We start from the raw sequence: 19,145 nt of genomic DNA, 5'->3' as shown, positions 1-19,145 counted from the left end.
CCACCTCGAAAGGTGGCTTTGTTTTATAACTCTTTATTGACGAACACCGAGTTTCACATTGCCTTTTGAATCAAACCAAAGTGCTTGCGAACGGCGACGTCCTATTAGTATCGGACCATCATCATAAAAGAGAAAGTTCTTCCAGTGCTTTTTAAAAATAGACCATTTCGTTTCGATGACATTGTACTTCTCGTAGCAAAAGTAAACGGTCACATCGTCTTGCCAATCGATATGTGCCTCAACTTCCGCTGGCATGTCAGGATCATCCGACTCCCACGCAGCCATCCAATCCACAGTTTCAGACCAATTCGCCTCATTCATTGGCCAGTCTTGGGAACTAAGTCTATCCATATCAGGGCTTTGAGCACTGATATTTTCTTTCCAAAATTGTGCTGAACGGGCTTGGCTCATCGGCTTAATAAAAGCCAAATCTTCTTCTGGCACAGGCATCGACTGATGCGTAAAAATCCATTTTCTTTGGTATTCGTCCAAAGGCAAATAAGACATTCAGTCTCCTTTATTACGATTTCAGCCAACCTTTCTCTGTGGCTTCTTCAATCAACTCTTTCGCTTTGTCCCATAAGGTAACAGAGCCAAATTCAATTCGTTTATTAATGGTAAGTGCTTGTTCGCGTGAGACACCATGTTCCTTCCAACTCTGACCATTATTATGGTAGTTCAAGAGCATTGGAATTAACCGATCGAGTGCTTTTGCATACTTAGCATCATCGGTCTGCGCGGCTTCAAATTCATGCCAAAGCGCCAATAGCTCTTGCTCCTGATCGCTGGGTAACATACCAAACAAGCGCTCTGCGGCTCTAATTTCTTTTTCTGCTTGCTCTTGAGACGCAGCAGTATCATAAACAAAGGTATCGCCCGCGTCGATCTCTACTACGTCATGTATCAATAACATTTTCATCACTCGGCAAATATCAACAGGTGCATTCGCATGCTCTTCCATCAATATTGCCATCAGTGCGACATGCCAACTATGCTCACCACTATTTTCGAGGCGCCCTTCAGCACTTTTAACTCGAGTTCGGCGCAAAATGCTTTTGAGTTTATCGAGCTCGATTACAAGTGCTAACTGCTTTTCCAATCGTTCCATACTATCGCCCTTCTGGCTGCCAATTCGGATTAATAAGCGAAGTTAGAACGTGGTCTTGCCACTCACCATTAATCAAAAGGTAATCTTTTGCATACCCTTCTCGGTTGAAACCTACATGCTCTAGCACAGCTTCACTGCGTTTATTGTGAGGCATGTAGCCAGCTTGAATACGATGCAGTTTCTGAACGTTAAACATGTAGTCGCAAGCCATGGTTAATCCACGACGCATATAACCATGCCCTTGCGCTTTTTCAGCGAGAGAATATCCGACGTTACAAGAATAAAAAGGAAAACGACTCAAACTACTAAAGGATATCGTACCTAGCATTTCACCCGAAGAGGCTCTGACTAAAAGGCAATAATACCCCAATCCCATTCGATGCAGCTCATTGAGCTTGATAAGCTTTTGCAACCAACCGTTCACTGAGAAAAAAGCCTCTTCACGTTTCGGTTCAAACGGTTTCAGGTATTCTCGGTTGGCTTGAAAATATTCGGCAATCATATCTGCGTCACCGATTTCAGCGGTACGAAGAAGCAAGTCACCGTCCAACTTATGAACGGCGATAGATGAGCTGTTATCTTCCATTACAAATGATTAATTCCGTCTTTTCGTTCAATTCGATTAATTCTTACGTATACCGTAATCACGCAGTTTATTAGCGATTGAGGTATGCGATACATTCAAGCGCTTAGCAAGCTTGCGGCTTGATGGGAATGACTGATACAAACGTTCCAGAACTTGAGATTCATAATCACGCATGATCTCATCCAAAGAACCGTCGATGTTAAGCGTTGCACTACCAGCGCCGACTGACTGAGGCTGAGGTAAATTGAAGTGATCCGCGTTTAGTATATCACCATCCATTTCCGTGAGCGCTCGAAGAACCATGTTATCCAGCTGGCGCATGTTTCCTGGCCACTGATAATTTGCAAGGGCATCAACTAGACCATCATCAAACTCTGGCTTATCAATCCCAAGCTGTTGAGCATGTTTCGCCACAAACAACTCAAGCAATGGTGCAACGTCGTTTGAGCGCTTACGTAACGGAGGAATGCTGAGCGTAAGTACGTTGAGACGATAATACAAATCTTCACGGAACATTCCTGCTTCAGAAAGCTCGGCAAGGTTATGTTTTGTTGAAGCGATGATACGAACATCGACATGCATCTCATCTTCTGCACCGACACGACGGAAATTACCATCCTGTAGAAAACGTAACAGCTTGATTTGAAGGTGCGAACTCATTTCACCGATTTCATCAAGAAATACCGTGCCGCCATTTGCTTGCTCAAAGATGCCTTTGTGGCCTTGTTCATGATTGAATGAACCCGGCGCATGACCAAAAAGTTCGGTTTCTGCTACATCGTCAGGCATAGAAGCACAACTCAAAACTAGGAATGGCTTGCTCGCGCGGCTAGAACGGCTGTGGCAAGCTTTAGCAAGCATTTCTTTACCGGTCCCCGTTTCGCCCTCAATCAACAATGGTTGGTCAAGCACAGACAGCTTCTTAGCTTGGTTCATTAGTGCTTTATGACGGTTCGATATACCAACAAAGTGCTCAAAACCCAGAGGGTTATGCAGCGGTAGCGCTTCTTCAATTCTGGCAACTTGCTGACTAGAGCGAATCGTCATTAGAGTACTCGCTAGAGTCGAGTTTTGCGCTTCGTCTCGGATATAAACGGGCATCAACTCTAGAACATAGTCCAAGCCCTCAATCACAAGGTTTTCCCGTGTTCGGCCATTCACACCCTCAGACCAACGAGAGAAACGAACACTTGGTAACAAAGCACCGATTTGAGTACCAATCACTTCTTGCTTGTGAAGGCCAAGCAATGAAAGTGCAGACATGTTTGCCATGTCTACGGCACCTTTAAGATCAATGGCAAAAACAGGATCGGGCAAGTTATCAACTAACGAGAGCAGCTCCGTATTGTGGCGCTCCATCGGCATAAACTGGATTTTACGTACGTCTTTCACCCCCGGAATACGGCGGATTTCAGCCATCAGCTCACTAAACGTATCAAAATCAATATCCGGGCAATTCAAATAGATAATACCGCTAATATCGATTTCGATACCACGCAAGTCGATGCTTTTAGACGCTAAAATATCGAGCAGTTCTCGGGTCAAGCCGAGTCGATCTTCACATAAGACTTCAAGACGCACTTAAAATATCCCAATTCACAACTGTCAGGAAAAGTTGACAGTAGTTTCTATCATGCTTGGAATGGCGTCAAGCAATCCTATCCATCAAAGTTGATATTCGTTACGGTTTCATCGTAATTGATGCAACTTTCGCCGCCACTGCCTTGCGTATGGTGCCCAACTTAACCTGACGGTCAGGATACCAGGGTAGTGGACGCAATAAGGTCATCGCTTTCAAGCCCAAACGTGCCGTTAGAATACCAACACCTAGCCCCTGCCCCGCACGAGCAGAAACTTTGCCAGCAAGATCCATCGACATCAAATCCATACTGGCATCAATAGCGAGCTCACTGGCACCAGCCGCCGCCATATTGACAAATACCGCTTTTAGTAACTTGATGCGAGATGCATAACCTAGCTCTACCCCATATACCTTGGAGAGGTTGTCGATCATTTTGAAATTTCGCCACGCCACCAGCAACATATCAGCGGCAGCCAGAGGGCTCACGGCGACTAGGGCCGCACACTCGGTTGCGTGCTGTGATACGATTTTCGTTGCCAACTTGTCTTGTTGGCTCACCACCATCGAGTCATACATATCAAGAATTTCAGCGTCACTATGAGCAGGGTTAATACTGTTCTGCCAACGATCAAAGCCCGGATTCTCTGCCATCACACCACTTTGTTCTGCTACGGTTTCGCAAAAGGCTTTCCCTTTCCCAACGCTCTCACTATTAACAAGTGCTTCTGCTTCTTCTTGAACACTAAAATGATTTCGTAGTTTTCGCAGTTTCCAAAGCTCTTTACCCATAGCTCCTAAACCAAGCGAAGCGATCGCAGCAATAAACCCCGTCCAGCTTAAGGCCAGCCAATCAGAAGCCTGAATTGCGGTTATAACCGAGTCCACCGCTTGCCAGCCAACCAGACCAGCAAAAGTTGCAAATGCGCCAGTCGCGAGCCATTTTCTGCCCGATTTTGGACGAATGACATGCTCGAGTTGCAATTCCTGTTCGGTCTCCTGGTGCGCTTCTTTAACTTCAACAGGTACAAATGTTTCTTTTTCGCCGAATGTTTGCTGCGCCGTCAATTCCGGTTGATTCGATTGCTGCTCTTTTTCCATTACCTTTTCAGAGAAAACTTGTTTTTGCTTCAACTCACTCATTTCAATTTATCTCCAATCAGGTAATCCAATGCTTTGTCTAAGCGTATGTGCTTCACTGGCTCATCATTCGGTGAGGGCATCGGACGAAACGACGTAAAATCAAACCCGTTGTTTTGCCAATACGCTGCATTTGGTAGCTTTTTCGGCACCTCTCCGGGAAACATAGTCATCGGCTCACCACCCAATGTTGTTCCTTGTAACGCCGGGATGGTCTTATCTCCAGAGGAAATAAACCCCGTCGTGGTTGCTTGGATGGAAGCGATACTCATGCAGCTCATCTCAATATTCTCGTAGGCTGCCGTTTGCCATGCTGGATGCACCATTTGTTGGAGCAGAGACACCAAATTTGGGTGCTGATCGGGCGTGATATGATCCGCTTTTGTAGCAGCAAACAACACTTTGTCGATTTTGGGTGAGAACAAACGACGCAAAAAGCTACTACGACCATAGCGGAAGCTATGCATGATCTGTTCTAGCGCTTGGCGCATGTCGTAAAACGCTTCATCACCGGCATTGAGAGGCTGCAAACAATCCACCAGTACAATCTGGCGATCGAAGGTCGCAAAATGATGCTTATAAAACGCTTTCACGACTTTCTGTTGGTATTCCTGAAAACGGGCTTCTAACATCGCTAAGTTACTGCCCTTGGACGCTTTGCTTTCCGAATCAACACGACACGGAAAAAACTGTAGCACCGGCGCGCCTGCTAGCTCACCAGGTAATACAAAGCGGCCAGGCTGAACCCAATGAAGGCCAGCGTCTTTACAGGCATGAAGGTACTCGGTGTATGTGTGTGCAACTTTCTCAAGTAGTTTCTCATTCACTTCTGCATAGAGGTCCACTTTCTCTAGTTCAGAAAGCCAAGCTTTGGCTAAATCGCCACGCTGGCCTTTAAGTGCATCAAACTGAGTTTGCGACCACGTTGCAAAGTCCATGTCCAATAAAGGCAGGTCGAGCAACCACTCTCCTGGATAGTCGATAATATCAACATTTAAAATTGCGGTTTTACTCAACAGCTTTTTCGTGGTTTTATTTGGTTTGTACTTGAGCGCTAAGCGAATCTCACTCACATCACGTGTCGGTACTGGCCACTGAGGTGGAGTAGCATGAATTTGGCTCATCGCCTCATCGTAAGCAAAGCGTGGCACCATCATATTCGATTGAGGCTCACGTTTCGCTCCAATAAGGCGCTTATCTCTAGCCGCAGTCAAAAGAGGCAAATTGTCATGGGTTGCAGTATGAAGAAGCTGATTCACTAATGACGTGATGAATGCCGTCTTACCGGCACGAGAAAGTCCGGTGACAGCAATTCGAACATTAGAGTCCATACCTCTGTTGATAAAGTCATTAACTTCTTTCTTTATTCTCTTCATTACGCTTCTTTATCTTACTCCACTTTAAAACAACGTTGTCAGCGACTTCGAATTTCGATCTATGAATACTGTTCTATCCCGAATTCTACGAGTTTAACTTTATATACCTTAATAAAAGATGAACAAAACATCCGGCTTAATGCTGTATTAAAAAAAGAAAAGCCCCTGAGTGCTTCAGAGGCTTACTTAATCTACAGCATTAGTAACTCTATATGCGCTGATTACTATGTTAAACAGGAACCCGCTTTCTTTAAGCCTAGTCGTCTTCGATCAACTTATAGATAACAAATAGAGCGATTTCTAAAATCAGCCACAACACACATGTGATGGTCACGTACTTTTCATCAAAGATGCTGATACCGTGAAGAATCAAGTCATAGCCAACAAAGCCACCTATCACTACAGCAAGAATAATTTGTAGAATCTGAATAAAACGAGGCATGCCGTCTCCTAATTATTGTTCGCATAACGTTTGATTGCTATGCCTAAAGGTTTATATCCTTAATTATATAGACAAAAAGTGCAGGTTTCGCTGCACTTTTGTCAATTGTTTGCTAGGTAAATCAGCACCTTGTCACATTCTCTCTACTGAGACGCAGCAAGATTGCCCTTTGCCTTATGCTTCCATCTCTTGAATTTTCACTTTCCAAGTGTCTGGACCAATTTGGTGCGCGTTAACACCATTTGAGTCGACAGCCACTGTTACTGGCATATCTTCAACTTCAAATTCGTAAATCGCTTCCATACCTAAATCTTCAAATGCGACAACGCGAGCTTTCTTGATCGCTTTCGCCACCAAGTATGCAGCGCCACCTACAGCCATTAGGTAAACCGCTTTGTGATTCTTGATAGATTCAACCGTTGCAGGGCCACGCTCAGCTTTACCGATCATGCCCATGATGCCGGTCTTTTCTAGCATCATGTCGGTGAATTTATCCATACGCGTAGATGTTGTTGGGCCAGCAGGACCAACGACTTCATCACCAACTGCATCGACAGGGCCTACGTAGTAAATGAACTTACCGTTTAGATCTACGCCTTCAGGTAGACCTTCACCGTTATCTAGCATGCCTTGAATACGTTTATGCGCAGCATCACGACCAGTCAGAATTTTACCTGATAGAAGAACCGTTTCGCCTGTCTTCCACTCTTGTACTTCTTCTTTAGTAATTGTGTCTAAGTTTACGCGACGCGTATTTTCGCCCGCTTCCCAAGTGATATCTGGCCAATCTTCTAGTTTAGGTGTTGTTAGCTCTGCTGGGCCGCTACCATCAAGCGTGAAGTGTACGTGACGAGTCGCCGCACAGTTCGGGATCAAACAAACAGGCTTAGAAGCCGCGTGCGTTGGCGCAGTTTTGATTTTAACGTCGACAACAGTCGTCAAACCGCCAAGACCTTGCGCACCGATACCAAGTTTGTTCACGCGATTGAAGATATCCAAACGAAGCTCTTCTTCTGCGTTTTGTGGACCACGGTCGATAAGCTCTTGAATATCGATGTGTTCCATTAGAGATTCTTTTGCCAATACCGCTGCTTTTTCAGCCGTACCGCCGATACCAATGCCAAGCATGCCAGGAGGACACCAGCCCGCCCCCATAGTTGGTAGCGTTTTTTCTACCCACTCAGCAATATCGTCAGATGGGTTTAGCATCACCATCTTAGTTTTGTTTTCGCTACCGCCGCCCTTCGCAGCGATCTGAATTTCAACTTTATCGCCCGGAACCATGTTGATATGTACGACGGCAGGCGTGTTGTCTTTGGTATTAATACGTTTACCGGCAGGATCCATAAGTACTGACGCACGCAACGGGTTATCAGGGTTCGTGTACGCTTGTCGAACACCTTCATCTACCATCTGCTGAACCGTCATGTCGGTCGAATCCCATTGCACGCCCATACCGATGTTGACGAAACACGTCACAATACCAGTATCCTGACAAATTGGACGGTGACCTTCTGCGGACATTCGGGAGTTAATTAGGATCTGAGCAATCGCGTCTTTAGCGGCTTGGCTCTCTTCGCGGTGATAGGCTTTTTCAAGAGCTTGAACAAAGTCTAGCGGGTGGTAGTAAGAAATATACTGTAGCGCATCAGCGACACTGCTGATCACATCCTGCTTGCGTATTACCGTCATTACATGCCTCGTTATAGTTATGCTTCCATTATTGGCTTGGCTTCAATCGTGTTTGTTGAGCTTATTGCTCTTTTGAGCTTCGTTTTTTATAAACAATTGTCGAACGGCTGATATCGACACACGAAATGCTGAAGTTGCCTACTTGTAAACCATCTCAAAACCCTATGAATAGAGGGAGTTTGGCTATACAGAGGAATATGATACTCTTGCTGCCCATGACATGCCATGCAGTGAACGATCTCTTTGTCACAAATTACACAAATGAACAACATGGACAATCAATTCATTGATTTTAAAGCGCTGGAATACGCACCAGAGTTTGCTCTTCACCTTTTTTCTCGCATTCAACACCAGCCTTGGGCGATGTTGCTGCGTTCTGCATCAGAAACGCATATCGATAGCCGCTTCGATGTATTGGTTGCCAACCCAATTGCAACGTTAGAAACCACTGCCGACAACACACAAGTTGAAACGCCATCGAATGCCTATTCAACTCAAGATGACCCATTTGCGCTGCTTCATCAGTTGCAAGAACAGTGGCTTCCTCACGTAGAGTTAAATAAAGAATTGGATCTGCCTTTTGTCGGCGGTGCGCTCGGTTACTTCAGTTACGATTTAGGTCGCCGCGTAGAAACGATGCCAGAAGTGGCAGAAAAGGACCTCAACACGCCGGATATGGCGGTAGGTCTGTATGAATGGGCCGTTGTTGTTGACCACCAGCTAAAAAAAGCATGCTTAGTCGGTCAGAACATCGAGCAAGCTTGGCAGTGGTTAAACGAGCAAAAAGCAGAACAAACCGTTGACTTTGCTTTGTCTGGTGCTTGGCAGTCAAACATGACGAAAGAAAGCTACGCCACTCGCTTTGACAAGGTGCAAGAATACTTGCTGAGCGGTGACTGTTATCAGATCAATTTGGCGCAGCGCTTTAACGCACCGTATCAAGGCAGTGAGTGGCAAGCGTATCTGAAATTGGAGTCCGCCAACCAAGCGCCATTCTCAGCGTTTATCCGTATGCCTGAGTCTTCGATTTTGAGTATCTCTCCAGAGCGCTTTTTAGAGCTCAAAGATCGCGTCATTGAAACGAAACCAATCAAAGGTACTCGACCACGCAGCGAAGATCCAAAGCAAGATAACGCTAATGCCCATGACTTGCAGACAGCGGAAAAAGATCAGGCAGAAAACCTGATGATTGTCGATTTGCTGCGTAATGATATTGGTCGGGTTGCATCACCGGGTAGCGTTCACGTGCCAAAGTTGTTCGATATTGAAAGCTTCCCTGCCGTACATCATTTGGTGAGCACCATTCGTGCAAATTTGGATGAACAATACGCTCCTGCGGATTTGCTGCGAGCGTGTTTTCCAGGCGGTTCAATTACGGGCGCACCTAAAGTTCGCGCAATGCAGATCATTGAAGAACTGGAGCCGCATCGACGCAGCGCGTATTGCGGCAGTATTGGCTACATTTCACGCCATGGTCGTATGGACACCAGCATTACTATCCGAACTCTTGTAGCGGAAAAAAACAAACTTTACGCTTGGGCTGGCGGCGGCGTCGTGGCAGATAGCGATTGCGCCTCTGAGTATCAAGAAACGTTGGATAAGCTTTCAAAGATTTTGCCAGCGCTGCAATCGTAGGTTTCAACAGCACACAACGCCACTTTAATGCTATTGACGAAAACAATCTAAAACGCCTCCAGAACGGATAATGCCGCTCGTTTAACAACGAGTGGCATATTTCTGTATCTCATCACCCTGCACAGCGACGAAGGAGCGTGATACAGGTTCTTCTATTCAAGCACTTTGTGGTCAAATTTGTTTCATTACCCGCTCATCGTACTGCTACTAGATTCTCAGTATCGCCAAGGCTCGCTAGAACGACCCAAAAAACATCGTTAAATGATCGGCATTATCCAGCGTGGTGCGTTTTTTGTGTGCTTTATTTACATGTACTTTAGCTTTTAGCCGTTGGCCAACAAACATACTTTTTAAGAGGCAGCGTCTACTGCTCAAGCCACTTACACATAATCTGTTCGATATCGGTTGCGGTGTACGGCTTAGTGAGGATGTCGTCCATGCCTGAATCAATGCACTTTTGACGCTCTTCGATGGTAGTGCCAGCGGTTAATGCAATAATAGGATGAGTAAAGCCACGCTCTCTCAGATACATCGTCGCCTCATAACCATCCATTTCTGGCATTCGGCAGTCCATGAATATCAGTTCGTAGTCTTTACTTTTCACCGCTTCTAATGCTTCTTTGCCGTTGGCTTTTAAATCAGGTGTAATGTCGAGTTTTTTCAGCATTTGAGTAACAATGACTTGATTCATTCTGATGTCATCAACCACTAATATTGAGCGTCCTGCTAAATCGCTTCGCTCTATGGTGACCAATTCCCCCTCTGCTGTGCCTTGTGCTTGCCCTTCCTCAAGAGGAATAGCAACTTTAAAAGTTGTCCCTTTGCGCTCTTCACTCTCAAAGCTAATTTGACCTTGCATCAAATCCACGAGATTTTTACAAATCGCGAGACCTAAACCTGAGCCTTCAAAGCTGCGTTTCGCCGAGCGATCAACTTGGACAAATGGATCAAATAGTGACGGCTGTGCTTTTATTGGGATGCCAATACCAGTGTCTTCAACCTCAAAATAAGCCGTGCCGTTAAGCCATTCCACCCGTAACACCACGCCACCCAAGTGAGTAAACTTAATCGCGTTTCCCACCAAGTTAACCAAAATTTGTGTAATGCGCTCTAAGTCACCGACTAAAAATTCCGGGATCCCCAGCTTTTTGTCGATAGAGAAATGGATACGTTTTTCCGCAGCCTTAGCTGCAAATACACCCATGATGGCTTTTTCAAGTTCCTCCCAGGCAAAGACTTTATGTATGATTTCCATCATACCGGCATTCATCTTACTGAAATCAAGAAGATCATTAATGATAACTCTCAATAAGTCCCCTGATTGAGTCAGATTGCTCAAGTATTGACGCTGCTCTTCTTCTAATTGGGTTCGACTCAATAACTCCGCACTACCCAATACGCCATTGAGAGGAGTTCGCAGCTCATGGTTAATCATGGCGACAAACTCCTTCGTCGCTTTTTCTGATTCCTCAGCCCGCTTTCTCAGCTCGACCTCTCGCTCTAAACTTAAGTGTCGACCAATAACACCATGAACTAAGTCAGACACGAGCTCCATCTGTTTGGAAATAAAAGACTGATCGATTTGATCTTGCAACACAGAGAAAATCAACTCCCCAACCGTTTCCCCATCAATGATAACTGGCAAATGCAAATTCTCTCCCTGCCAATTAGGAGTGGTGAAAATCTCGTTGTTATGACGAAGCTGTAAGTGACCAAAGTGATGACGACGCAATGAGCTCAGCTTTGTAGCGTCAAGAAACAAGTAAGCCGCAGAAATGATCGAGTTAGAAGTGAGCTGCTCAATAAAGCTCGCTATCATTGCTTCATCGAACGTGCTCGATAAAAAAGTACGACCGAACTTAATCAACGTGGCATCAATTTGCTCTTCAAACTCAAACTTACGAAGATCCTTTTTAGATTTCAGCTCTAGCTTTTTCAATGCAACACTGAGTTGCTGGTTGGATTCATATAACTCTAAGCTTTTCTGTTCCAACAGCTGCTCAGCTGCTTTTCTTGATGCAACTTCTCGTTTGAGTTTCCTTTCTAATGAGGAACTTCCCGTCATATCGTTCTTATTGAGCCTCTAACCAAAAACGTACTTTGCTGCCATCTTCTGACTGGTTTTGATGTTTGATATGAACTACCTCACCAAAATGTGCAGCACAACCTTTTATCAATCCTAAGCATACGTGAGACATACATCTTGCGCTGTGGTAGTCAAATACCAATTGGGATTGGTTTTCACTAATGAAATCAAATTGCGGAGGGTTAGCATCAGGATAGAGCTTCTTAACTTCGACATGAATAAAGTCTTCAACATGGCGAACAAATTGAAACGTCGTTTCACACTGTTGCAAACTGGCGTGACTAGGAATGGAGCGAAGTAAATTCAAAAAGACGCACTCTCCAAACACTTCTTGCAGTTGCTCGGGGGGAACACCAGATACTTTACTGAGATTCACGATCAACTTAACCAAGTCTTTGTGATCGTAACTACCAACAGCGGTGTAAACACCTTCATCGTTAGAAAGATCGAGAACTTGGTCTAACACATCAAGACCGAATTTCTCTTCTACTAACTCCATGAACTCGGTGAAAATAATCCCTTTCATTGGCCAATACTTGTCCTATAGTGACGTCCTAAAATAAAGAATGGTGTATAACCTTATAAGTTTCAAATTAATATGTTCAAGCAGAGTGAGACACACAACACAAAGAGGGAAAGTGCTGGCGAGTGCTTTAATGCGAATGTTTTATTTGGTAACCAGTAACGATAACGCCATACGCTTTGCCGTCTTTGAGTATAATAAATAATGGTTAGGCACGATAAATAAGGACTCAGTTTGGTTATCGACAAAACTCATTTACTACAGAACTTTCAATTTCGGCTTCCAACGGGCTACCACAAAGAGTCCCTTGCACGACTGAAATGGATGAAAGAAAAATCCCTGAGAGATGCGGCAGTCTTAATCGGTTTTGTGGAACGCGATGACGGGTTACAAGTCATTCTGACTAAGCGTGCAGCCCACTTACGCCATCATCCGGGTCAAATCAGCTTTCCCGGTGGCAAATATGAGCAGGAAGATATTCAGCTCGTGAATACAGCTTTAAGGGAAACCAAAGAAGAAGTTGGGATAGAAGATGAGCATATTCATGTGTTTGGTCAACTTCCTACACTACCAACGATTAGTCAGTTTAATGTGACGCCTTTTTTGGCTTTTGTTTCTCCGGAATATAAAACGCATATTGACCCAAATGAAGTAGAGTCAGTTTTTGAGGTTCCTGCCAACCATATTCTGAACCCCAAAAAATTGTATAGCACCAAATTTGACCTAAAAAGAAGCAGTCATCGTGTATTTGCTATCCCATATAGACAGCATTTCATCTGGGGCATGACGGCACAAATTATCGAATCAATGCAAAAACATATTATTTCACATTAAACAGTTGTTGATATCGGTGCTTTTATAGGCGCGATCATTATGCGCATCAATATTAATAAAACGTTGCTTCATAAACATTCATTCACATTAGATTAATTTTCCATTTTCACCGCAAACGCTTGCGGTGAAATAAATTTATACAAACAGCCCTATTGATAAGTTTTTCTAATTTTACTCATTAGCAGAAATCACGAGTAGCACATCATTTTCGTGATAAAAAGCAGGTTTTTGACATATCATTCAATAAGCGTAAGCAATAAATGATTTAGATCTAATTTTCCTAGTGTAAAATCTTGCAAAATTACTCCCGACTTATTTCCTGTTCCCAAAATGAGTAACTAAAAAATGAATACAACTACTTCTGCGGTTTCTACCGCACAATCGTCTAGTAAGTTTTCTTACAAAGACTTTACCTGGTGTCTGTCCCTTTTTGGTACGGCAGTAGGTGCAGGTGTACTGTTCCTTCCTATTAAAGCAGGTGCAGGTGGCTTCTGGCCATTAGTAATCCTAGCCCTAATCGCAGCACCAATGACTTGGTTCGCACACAAATCTTTAGCTCGTTTCGTTCTTTCTGCGAAAAACCCTGAAGCGGACATCACCGACACAGTAGAAGAGCACTTTGGTAAGACTGGCGCAAACCTTATTACGTTCGCTTACTTCTTCGCTATCTACCCAATCGTACTTATCTACGGTGTTGGTATCACAAACACAGTTGACTCTTTCCTAGTTAACCAAATGGGCATGGAATCTATTCCTCGCTGGCTACTTTCTGGTGCACTTATTGCTGCAATGACAGCTGGCGTAGTATTCGGTAAAGAGCTTATGCTAAAAGCAACTTCAGCAATGGTTTACCCTCTCGTGTTCATCCTACTAGCACTGTCTGTATACCTAATTCCTGGTTGGAACACTTCAATGATGGAAGTGTCACCTGACTGGGGTGCAATGCCAGCTATCGTTTGGCTAGCAATCCCTGTTATTGTGTTCTCTTTCAACCACAGCCCAATCATTTCTCAGTTCTCTAAAGAGCAACGTCGTGTATATGGTGATGACGCAGTTAAGAAAACTGACGCTATCACTGGTGGCGCAGCAATGATGCTGATGGGCTTTGTTATGTTCTTCGTTTTCTCTGTTGTACTTTCTCTGTCTCCAGAGCAACTAGCAACAGCGCAAGAGCAAAACATCTCTGTTCTTTCTTACCTAGCAAACGTGCATGAATCTCCACTGATCTCTTACATGGGTCCATTGGTTGCTTTCGCAGCGATCACCTCTAGCTACTTTGGCCACTTCTTAGGTGCGCACGAAGGTCTAGTTGGTCTAGTGAAATCTCGTTCAAAATCACCAGTAAGCAAGATCGAGAAGATGTCTCTAATCTTCATTGTAATCACAACTTGGATCGTTGCTATCGTTAACCCAAGCATCCTAGGTATGATTGAAACAATGGGTGCACCGATGATTGCGGCAATCCTATTCTTGATGCCAATCTTCGCAATGCAAAAAGTTCCTGCGATGGCTAAGTACAAAACTTCAGCACCTGTGCAAATTTTCACAGCAATCTGTGGTCTTGCTGCAATTAGTTCTGTAATCTACGGCGCTCTTTAATCATCTCTGCCCAGTGCAGTATGATTAATCCAAAAATATAACGATAAAATTAAGCCTCCCAACTCCCCTTGGGAGGCTTTCTTCTGAGGTAATCGATATGATTAGTGTTTTTGATATCTATAAAATCGGTGTTGGACCTTCAAGCTCACACACTGTAGGCCCAATGAAAGCGGGTAAAGAGTTTATTGATGATCTTCGTGCAATGGGAAAACTGCGCGACATCACTAAAATCACCGTTGACGTTTATGGATCACTATCACTGACAGGGAAAGGTCACCACACAGATATTGCTATCATCATGGGTCTTGCAGGCAACACTCCTGAGAAAGTTGATATCGATTCTATCCCGGGCTTTATCGCTCGTGTAGAAGAAACTGAACGCCTTCCTGTTGGCATGCACTGTCACACAGTATCGTTCCCACGTGAAGGTGGAATGAACTTCCACAAAACAAACCTAGAGCTACACGAAAACGGCATGCAGATCCACGCTTGGATTGATGACGAAAAAGCGTACTCAAAAACTTACTACTCTATCGGCGGTGGTTTCATCGTTGATGAAGAAAATTTCGGTAAAGAAGCTGAGAACCCAGTAAAAGTACCTTACCCGTTTACAACGGCAGAGGAACTGGTTAACCAATGCCACGAAAGTGGATTGTCCATCAGCGCACTAACCATGAAGAATGAGCATGCGCTTCATTCAGATGAAGAAACTCGTACTTATTTCGCGAACATCTGGCGCACAATGCGCGAGTGTATGGATCGCGGCATGAATGAAGAAGGTATTTTGCCTGGTCCACTGCGTGTGCCTCGCCGTGCAGCAGCACTTCGCCAGCAGCTACTTACTTCAGAAAAGACAACAAACGACCCAATGTCTGTTGTTGATTGGGTAAACATGTTTGCTTTCGCAGTAAACGAAGAGAACGCAGCAGGTGGCCGCGTTGTTACAGCACCAACTAACGGTGCGTGTGGCATCATCCCTGCGGTACTGGCTTACTACGATAAGTTCATCCAAACTGTGACTGAAAAAGATTACATCCGTTACTTTGCAGCTTCTGGCGCAATCGGAGGTCTTTACAAGCGTAACGCGTCTATCTCTGGTGCAGAGGTTGGCTGTCAGGGTGAAGTTGGCGTGGCATGTTCTATGGCAGCAGCAGGCCTTGCTGAGCTTATGGGTGGTAGCCCAGAGCAAGTATGTATGGCAGCAGAAATCGCGATGGAGCACAACTTAGGTCTAACGTGTGACCCAGTTGCAGGTCAGGTTCAGGTTCCATGTATTGAGCGTAACGGTATTGCGGCAGTAAAAGCAATCAACTCTACTCGCATGGCACTACGTCGCTCTTCAGCTCCAACTGTTTCTCTAGATAAGGTTATCGAAACCATGCTAGAAACAGGTAAAGACATGAACGCGAAATACCGCGAAACATCTCAAGGTGGTCTAGCAATCAAAGTGATTTGCTAACACGCCTTTCTGAATACCAATCAAAACCCGAGTTTATGCTCGGGTTTTTTTATACCTAAAAAACCCAGGAAAATGCGTTATCAGGACAAGTAAAAAAAACCTAAAACGTTGAATATATCCAAATATTATGGATATCTCAGTAAAAAATCACATCTCTTCCCTAGCTTTATTGATAACGTAGCCAAAAATTAAACTTGGAGCACATCAACACATGATTAGGTTTGAAATTGGAAACCAAATCTGCGTTTGCTTGTCCGAAAACGAAATATCTCTAGAGCTCAATCAGTCACTCCACCACTCCATTCCTGTCAACCCAAATGAGTACGCCATTCTGTCAACTATCGCCACATACGGCAGTTTAAATACGCCGATTAGTCAGCGGTTAATAGAAAGCAAAATCACTCAACAATACAAAATGACACTGCCTGAAAATGGCTTTAAAAACGCGGTGGCCGCTCTAAGAAAGAAATTTCGCAAGCTCACGGAAGAACACTTAACCACTAACAAAAACATTATCGAAAACATTCACCGGACCGGATACTTCATCCCTTTTACTATGCAAAACAACCACCAGAATGGCATCGAACATCAACAGAAGATCAATCAATACACAACCAATAGTCTTCGAAAAGCACTTCGTATTTGCCTGCGTAATAAAAAGATCTATTCAGAAGCGATGTGGGTTGTGTTGATCACTGCGATCATTTTCTTTGCTATCTGTTACTACGCGATAAACAGCATCGTTAAACATAATTATCTGGATAACGCCTTCGAAATTGCAGAGAGCCTTTCCCGCAGGAGTTGCTTTGCTAATGAAAGCGAACTGAAGTCACTATTTGATAATGTGAAGTTGGTGGAATCGAGCATGATGCTAGATCGTTTCAATATTCGATGCTTAGTCACTCCAGAAACCGTTGTCCCTGTCAGCAAAAAAACCTTTGAAGAGTGGAGTAACAATAACAATTATACGACCCAATCATTTGACTTAAATAACGCAACTGTTTTGGTTCGTGTTAAAAACATTAACTTATCCGACAATGTTGAAAATCATATTTCACGTTTTTTTCTTTCCGGTATGAAGCTATCAACGAATACCGGAACGTCGTTAGAGATTGGTAACACCAATGAACGCTTTTTCAATTATCACGTAAAGAATAGTGGCTATAAAGAGGTGTATTACATCTCTGGACCGTTTCAAAGTATCATTCTACTGAGCTTACTTTTTCTCATTATACTGCGTCACCGCTCCCTACAAGCCTTTATGGCTTACTTGTGCGCAATTCGACAATTCAAAATAAAACTGGAACCGATTTATAACACTTCGGCACAAAAGATTGTGCACTACGAAGCCCTCTCCCGGTTTAAGGTAAAAAATACGCAACGGTTTATTGAAACACTGATCCGCAATGGATTGCTGCTAACTCATACCTTACTGGTGATTGATTCGATCTACACCAAACAAAAAGCGTTGCCCATCCCTATCAGCATTAACGTTTGTCCTTCTTTGCTGCGAGGGCGTAACTTTTCAATCCTATATAGAGAGCTATCTAATCGGGATTGCCGTTTGCTGACAATCGAAATCACAGAAAATGCATCGATGTACTATACCTCTGAGATTTATGGCAATGTCGCAAAACTAAAAGCTCTGGATTGTAAAATCAGTATTGATGACTTTGGCACCGGCAATAATAACGTGGCGCTTATCAGCAAGCTGAATCCGGACTACCTCAAAATCGACCGAGAATTTGTTATTGGCCTAAAATCTGATGATAAAAAGATAGAAACCTTGCGTCAGTTAATTGCTATGGGCAATACGTATCGCTGCACGGTCATTGTTGAAGGCGTAGAAACGGCAGACAGTGCTCACTTACTCACAACATTGGGCGCCTATATTCACCAAGGTTATTATTACTCTCTTCATTGCTAGCTTTTCTTCACTCGGTTAGTTACTTAAAATAGATTTAATACTCTATAAAAACTCGTGGTGGCATAACGGTATGCCGCCAATTTGTGATTGAGCGATGATTGCGATTAAACCCACCAAACTGAAAGATTTTTCAAGTTTGATGCAATTGGATGTGCAAGAAGAGCAAAAAGGATTTTTTACACCGTTTGAAATGGCTTATCAAAAACGTAGTAAGTCAGAGGCGTTCTTTACGATTTATTCTGATGACCTATTAGTAGGCTATCTTGTTATCGATAAAGGTTTCTCCCAACATGCGCCGTTTGCTAAACGATACGAACTGGAGCTTAAATACTTGATGATTGATCAACATTTCCAACGTCAAGGGGTTGGGAGTGAGGCATTGCGTAAACTCTTCCTTTATGCGTATACCATTAACCCTAAAAGCACCCCTCTTTGCGCCACTGTTCCACAAAGTCAGCAATACGCTATCAGTTTTTTTGATGCGTGCGGATTCATTAATACAGAGGAAACAACATTAGGTGATAATGAAAAAGAATGGATTCTACGACACCCATTAAGCTAGCTGGTGAAGCATAATCAAAATTGGGCCATTCAGATACAACAAAGGCAAGCTTCTCGCTTGCCTTGTTTAATGCTCAATAGAAAGTGACTTATTCGCCTTTGTAAATACAACCCGCTGTGCACGTTTCTTTGATTTCTACTTTACTTAGCAGTGGTAAGCTTGGCTTGAGCTGCTGCCAAATCCATTTTGCTAACACTTCGCTAGTCGGGTTCTCTAACCCTTCAATGTCGTTTAGGTAGTAATGGTCTAAGCGATTGTAAATTGGTTTAAATGCAGCTTTGATCTCTGCAAAATCCACTACCCAACCTGTATGTGGATCAACTTCACCTTCTACATAAAGACGAACAAGGAAAGAGTGTCCGTGCAAACGACCACACTTGTGACCTTCTGGTACGTGTGGCAAATGGTGTGCTGCTTCGAACATAAACTCTTTGTATAATTCTGTTTTCATCTTGATTCTCAGGCTTTAAAAAGACAGGCAATACTAAGGAATTCGCTGCCAAGAGACAAGCGTTACCCCATACAAGCGTAGCAAAAACTTCCGCTGGTTCCTGGCCTCTTTGCTATCACTCACACCAAAGCGCCGTATTTCTGTCA

The 19,145-nt window shown here is 43.8% G+C and carries 17 protein-coding genes; 6 read left to right on the top strand and 11 right to left on the bottom strand.

All coding sequences use genetic code 11. The annotated features are described in order from the left end of the window. Positions 1-33 precede the first annotated feature (33 nt). The 8 genes from J4N43_RS06230 to J4N43_RS06195 form a co-directional block, all read right to left on the bottom strand. Entirely contained in the window at positions 34-507 is a 474-nt protein-coding gene (locus tag J4N43_RS06230; protein WP_031781188.1) for a DUF2947 domain-containing protein, read from the bottom strand. 13 nt (positions 508-520) lie between these two features. Further along, positions 521-1,108: an HD domain-containing protein gene (locus tag J4N43_RS06225; RefSeq protein ID WP_005376917.1), complete on the bottom strand. Its 588-nt coding sequence runs from the start codon at positions 1,106-1,108 to the stop codon at positions 521-523. Between the two features lies 1 nt (position 1,109). Beyond that, positions 1,110-1,694, bottom strand: coding sequence for a ribosomal protein S5-alanine N-acetyltransferase (gene rimJ / locus J4N43_RS06220; RefSeq protein WP_005376916.1), 585 nt, complete (start codon positions 1,692-1,694; stop codon positions 1,110-1,112). Between the two features lie 36 nt (positions 1,695-1,730). Then, a complete protein-coding gene (tyrR, locus tag J4N43_RS06215; protein WP_053350685.1) occupies positions 1,731-3,275 on the bottom strand; it encodes a transcriptional regulator TyrR in 1,545 nt (514 codons plus the stop codon). 100 nt (positions 3,276-3,375) lie between these two features. Continuing rightward, positions 3,376-4,416 (bottom strand): YcjF family protein, encoded by a 1,041-nt coding sequence (locus tag J4N43_RS06210; protein ID WP_053350684.1) that lies wholly within the window; start codon positions 4,414-4,416, stop codon positions 3,376-3,378. Next, positions 4,413-5,789, bottom strand: coding sequence for a YcjX family GTP-binding protein (locus J4N43_RS06205; RefSeq protein ID WP_053350683.1), 1,377 nt, complete (start codon positions 5,787-5,789; stop codon positions 4,413-4,415). Before J4N43_RS06205 ends, J4N43_RS06210 begins: the two co-directional genes overlap by 4 nt. 256 nt (positions 5,790-6,045) lie before the next feature. Beyond that, entirely contained in the window at positions 6,046-6,231 is a 186-nt protein-coding gene (locus J4N43_RS06200) for a hypothetical protein (RefSeq protein ID WP_005376906.1), read from the bottom strand. A gap of 174 nt (positions 6,232-6,405) precedes the next feature. After that, on the bottom strand, positions 6,406-7,923 hold the full coding sequence (locus J4N43_RS06195; protein WP_158159700.1) for a fumarate hydratase: 1,518 nt from the start codon (positions 7,921-7,923) through the stop codon (positions 6,406-6,408). A gap of 270 nt (positions 7,924-8,193) precedes the next feature. Between J4N43_RS06195 and pabB the strand changes: the two genes are divergently transcribed. After that, the gene (pabB, locus tag J4N43_RS06190; protein ID WP_053350682.1) at positions 8,194-9,558 is read left to right on the top strand and encodes an aminodeoxychorismate synthase component I; all 1,365 of its coding nucleotides are present in this window, start codon (positions 8,194-8,196) and stop codon (positions 9,556-9,558) included. Positions 9,559-9,922: 364 nt separating this feature from the next. On the opposite strand, the gene J4N43_RS06185 is transcribed toward pabB, so the two are convergent. Next, the gene (locus J4N43_RS06185; protein WP_005376903.1) at positions 9,923-11,623 is read right to left on the bottom strand and encodes an ATP-binding protein; all 1,701 of its coding nucleotides are present in this window, start codon (positions 11,621-11,623) and stop codon (positions 9,923-9,925) included. Between the two features lie 7 nt (positions 11,624-11,630). Then, a complete protein-coding gene (locus J4N43_RS06180) occupies positions 11,631-12,170 on the bottom strand; it encodes a heme NO-binding domain-containing protein (RefSeq protein ID WP_005388282.1) in 540 nt (179 codons plus the stop codon). A gap of 231 nt (positions 12,171-12,401) precedes the next feature. On the opposite strand from J4N43_RS06180, the gene J4N43_RS06175 reads away from it, so the two are divergent. From J4N43_RS06175 to J4N43_RS06155, 5 genes are all read left to right on the top strand, one after another. After that, a complete protein-coding gene (locus tag J4N43_RS06175) occupies positions 12,402-13,001 on the top strand; it encodes a CoA pyrophosphatase (RefSeq protein WP_005376901.1) in 600 nt (199 codons plus the stop codon). 345 nt (positions 13,002-13,346) lie between these two features. Further along, entirely contained in the window at positions 13,347-14,600 is a 1,254-nt protein-coding gene (locus J4N43_RS06170; RefSeq protein WP_005388284.1) for an aromatic amino acid transport family protein, read from the top strand. A 97-nt stretch (positions 14,601-14,697) separates the two neighbouring features. Beyond that, positions 14,698-16,059, top strand: coding sequence for an L-serine ammonia-lyase (locus J4N43_RS06165; RefSeq protein WP_005376899.1), 1,362 nt, complete (start codon positions 14,698-14,700; stop codon positions 16,057-16,059). 211 nt (positions 16,060-16,270) lie between these two features. Then, a complete protein-coding gene (gene tpdA / locus J4N43_RS06160) occupies positions 16,271-17,986 on the top strand; it encodes a cyclic di-GMP phosphodiesterase TpdA (RefSeq protein ID WP_062730529.1) in 1,716 nt (571 codons plus the stop codon). A gap of 94 nt (positions 17,987-18,080) precedes the next feature. Then, a complete protein-coding gene (locus tag J4N43_RS06155) occupies positions 18,081-18,548 on the top strand; it encodes a GNAT family N-acetyltransferase (protein WP_062730528.1) in 468 nt (155 codons plus the stop codon). Between the two features lie 88 nt (positions 18,549-18,636). On the opposite strand, the gene queD is transcribed toward J4N43_RS06155, so the two are convergent. Next, positions 18,637-18,999 (bottom strand): 6-carboxytetrahydropterin synthase QueD, encoded by a 363-nt coding sequence (gene queD / locus J4N43_RS06150; protein WP_005376896.1) that lies wholly within the window; start codon positions 18,997-18,999, stop codon positions 18,637-18,639. Between the last annotated feature and the right edge of the window lie 146 nt (positions 19,000-19,145).

It is taken from the genome of Vibrio sp. SCSIO 43009 (assembly GCF_023716525.1).
Classification (GTDB): Bacteria; Pseudomonadota; Gammaproteobacteria; order Enterobacterales; family Vibrionaceae; genus Vibrio; species Vibrio alginolyticus.
Note: the sequence above shows the minus strand (reverse complement) of the source record. Positions and strands in the feature narration are given on the sequence as shown.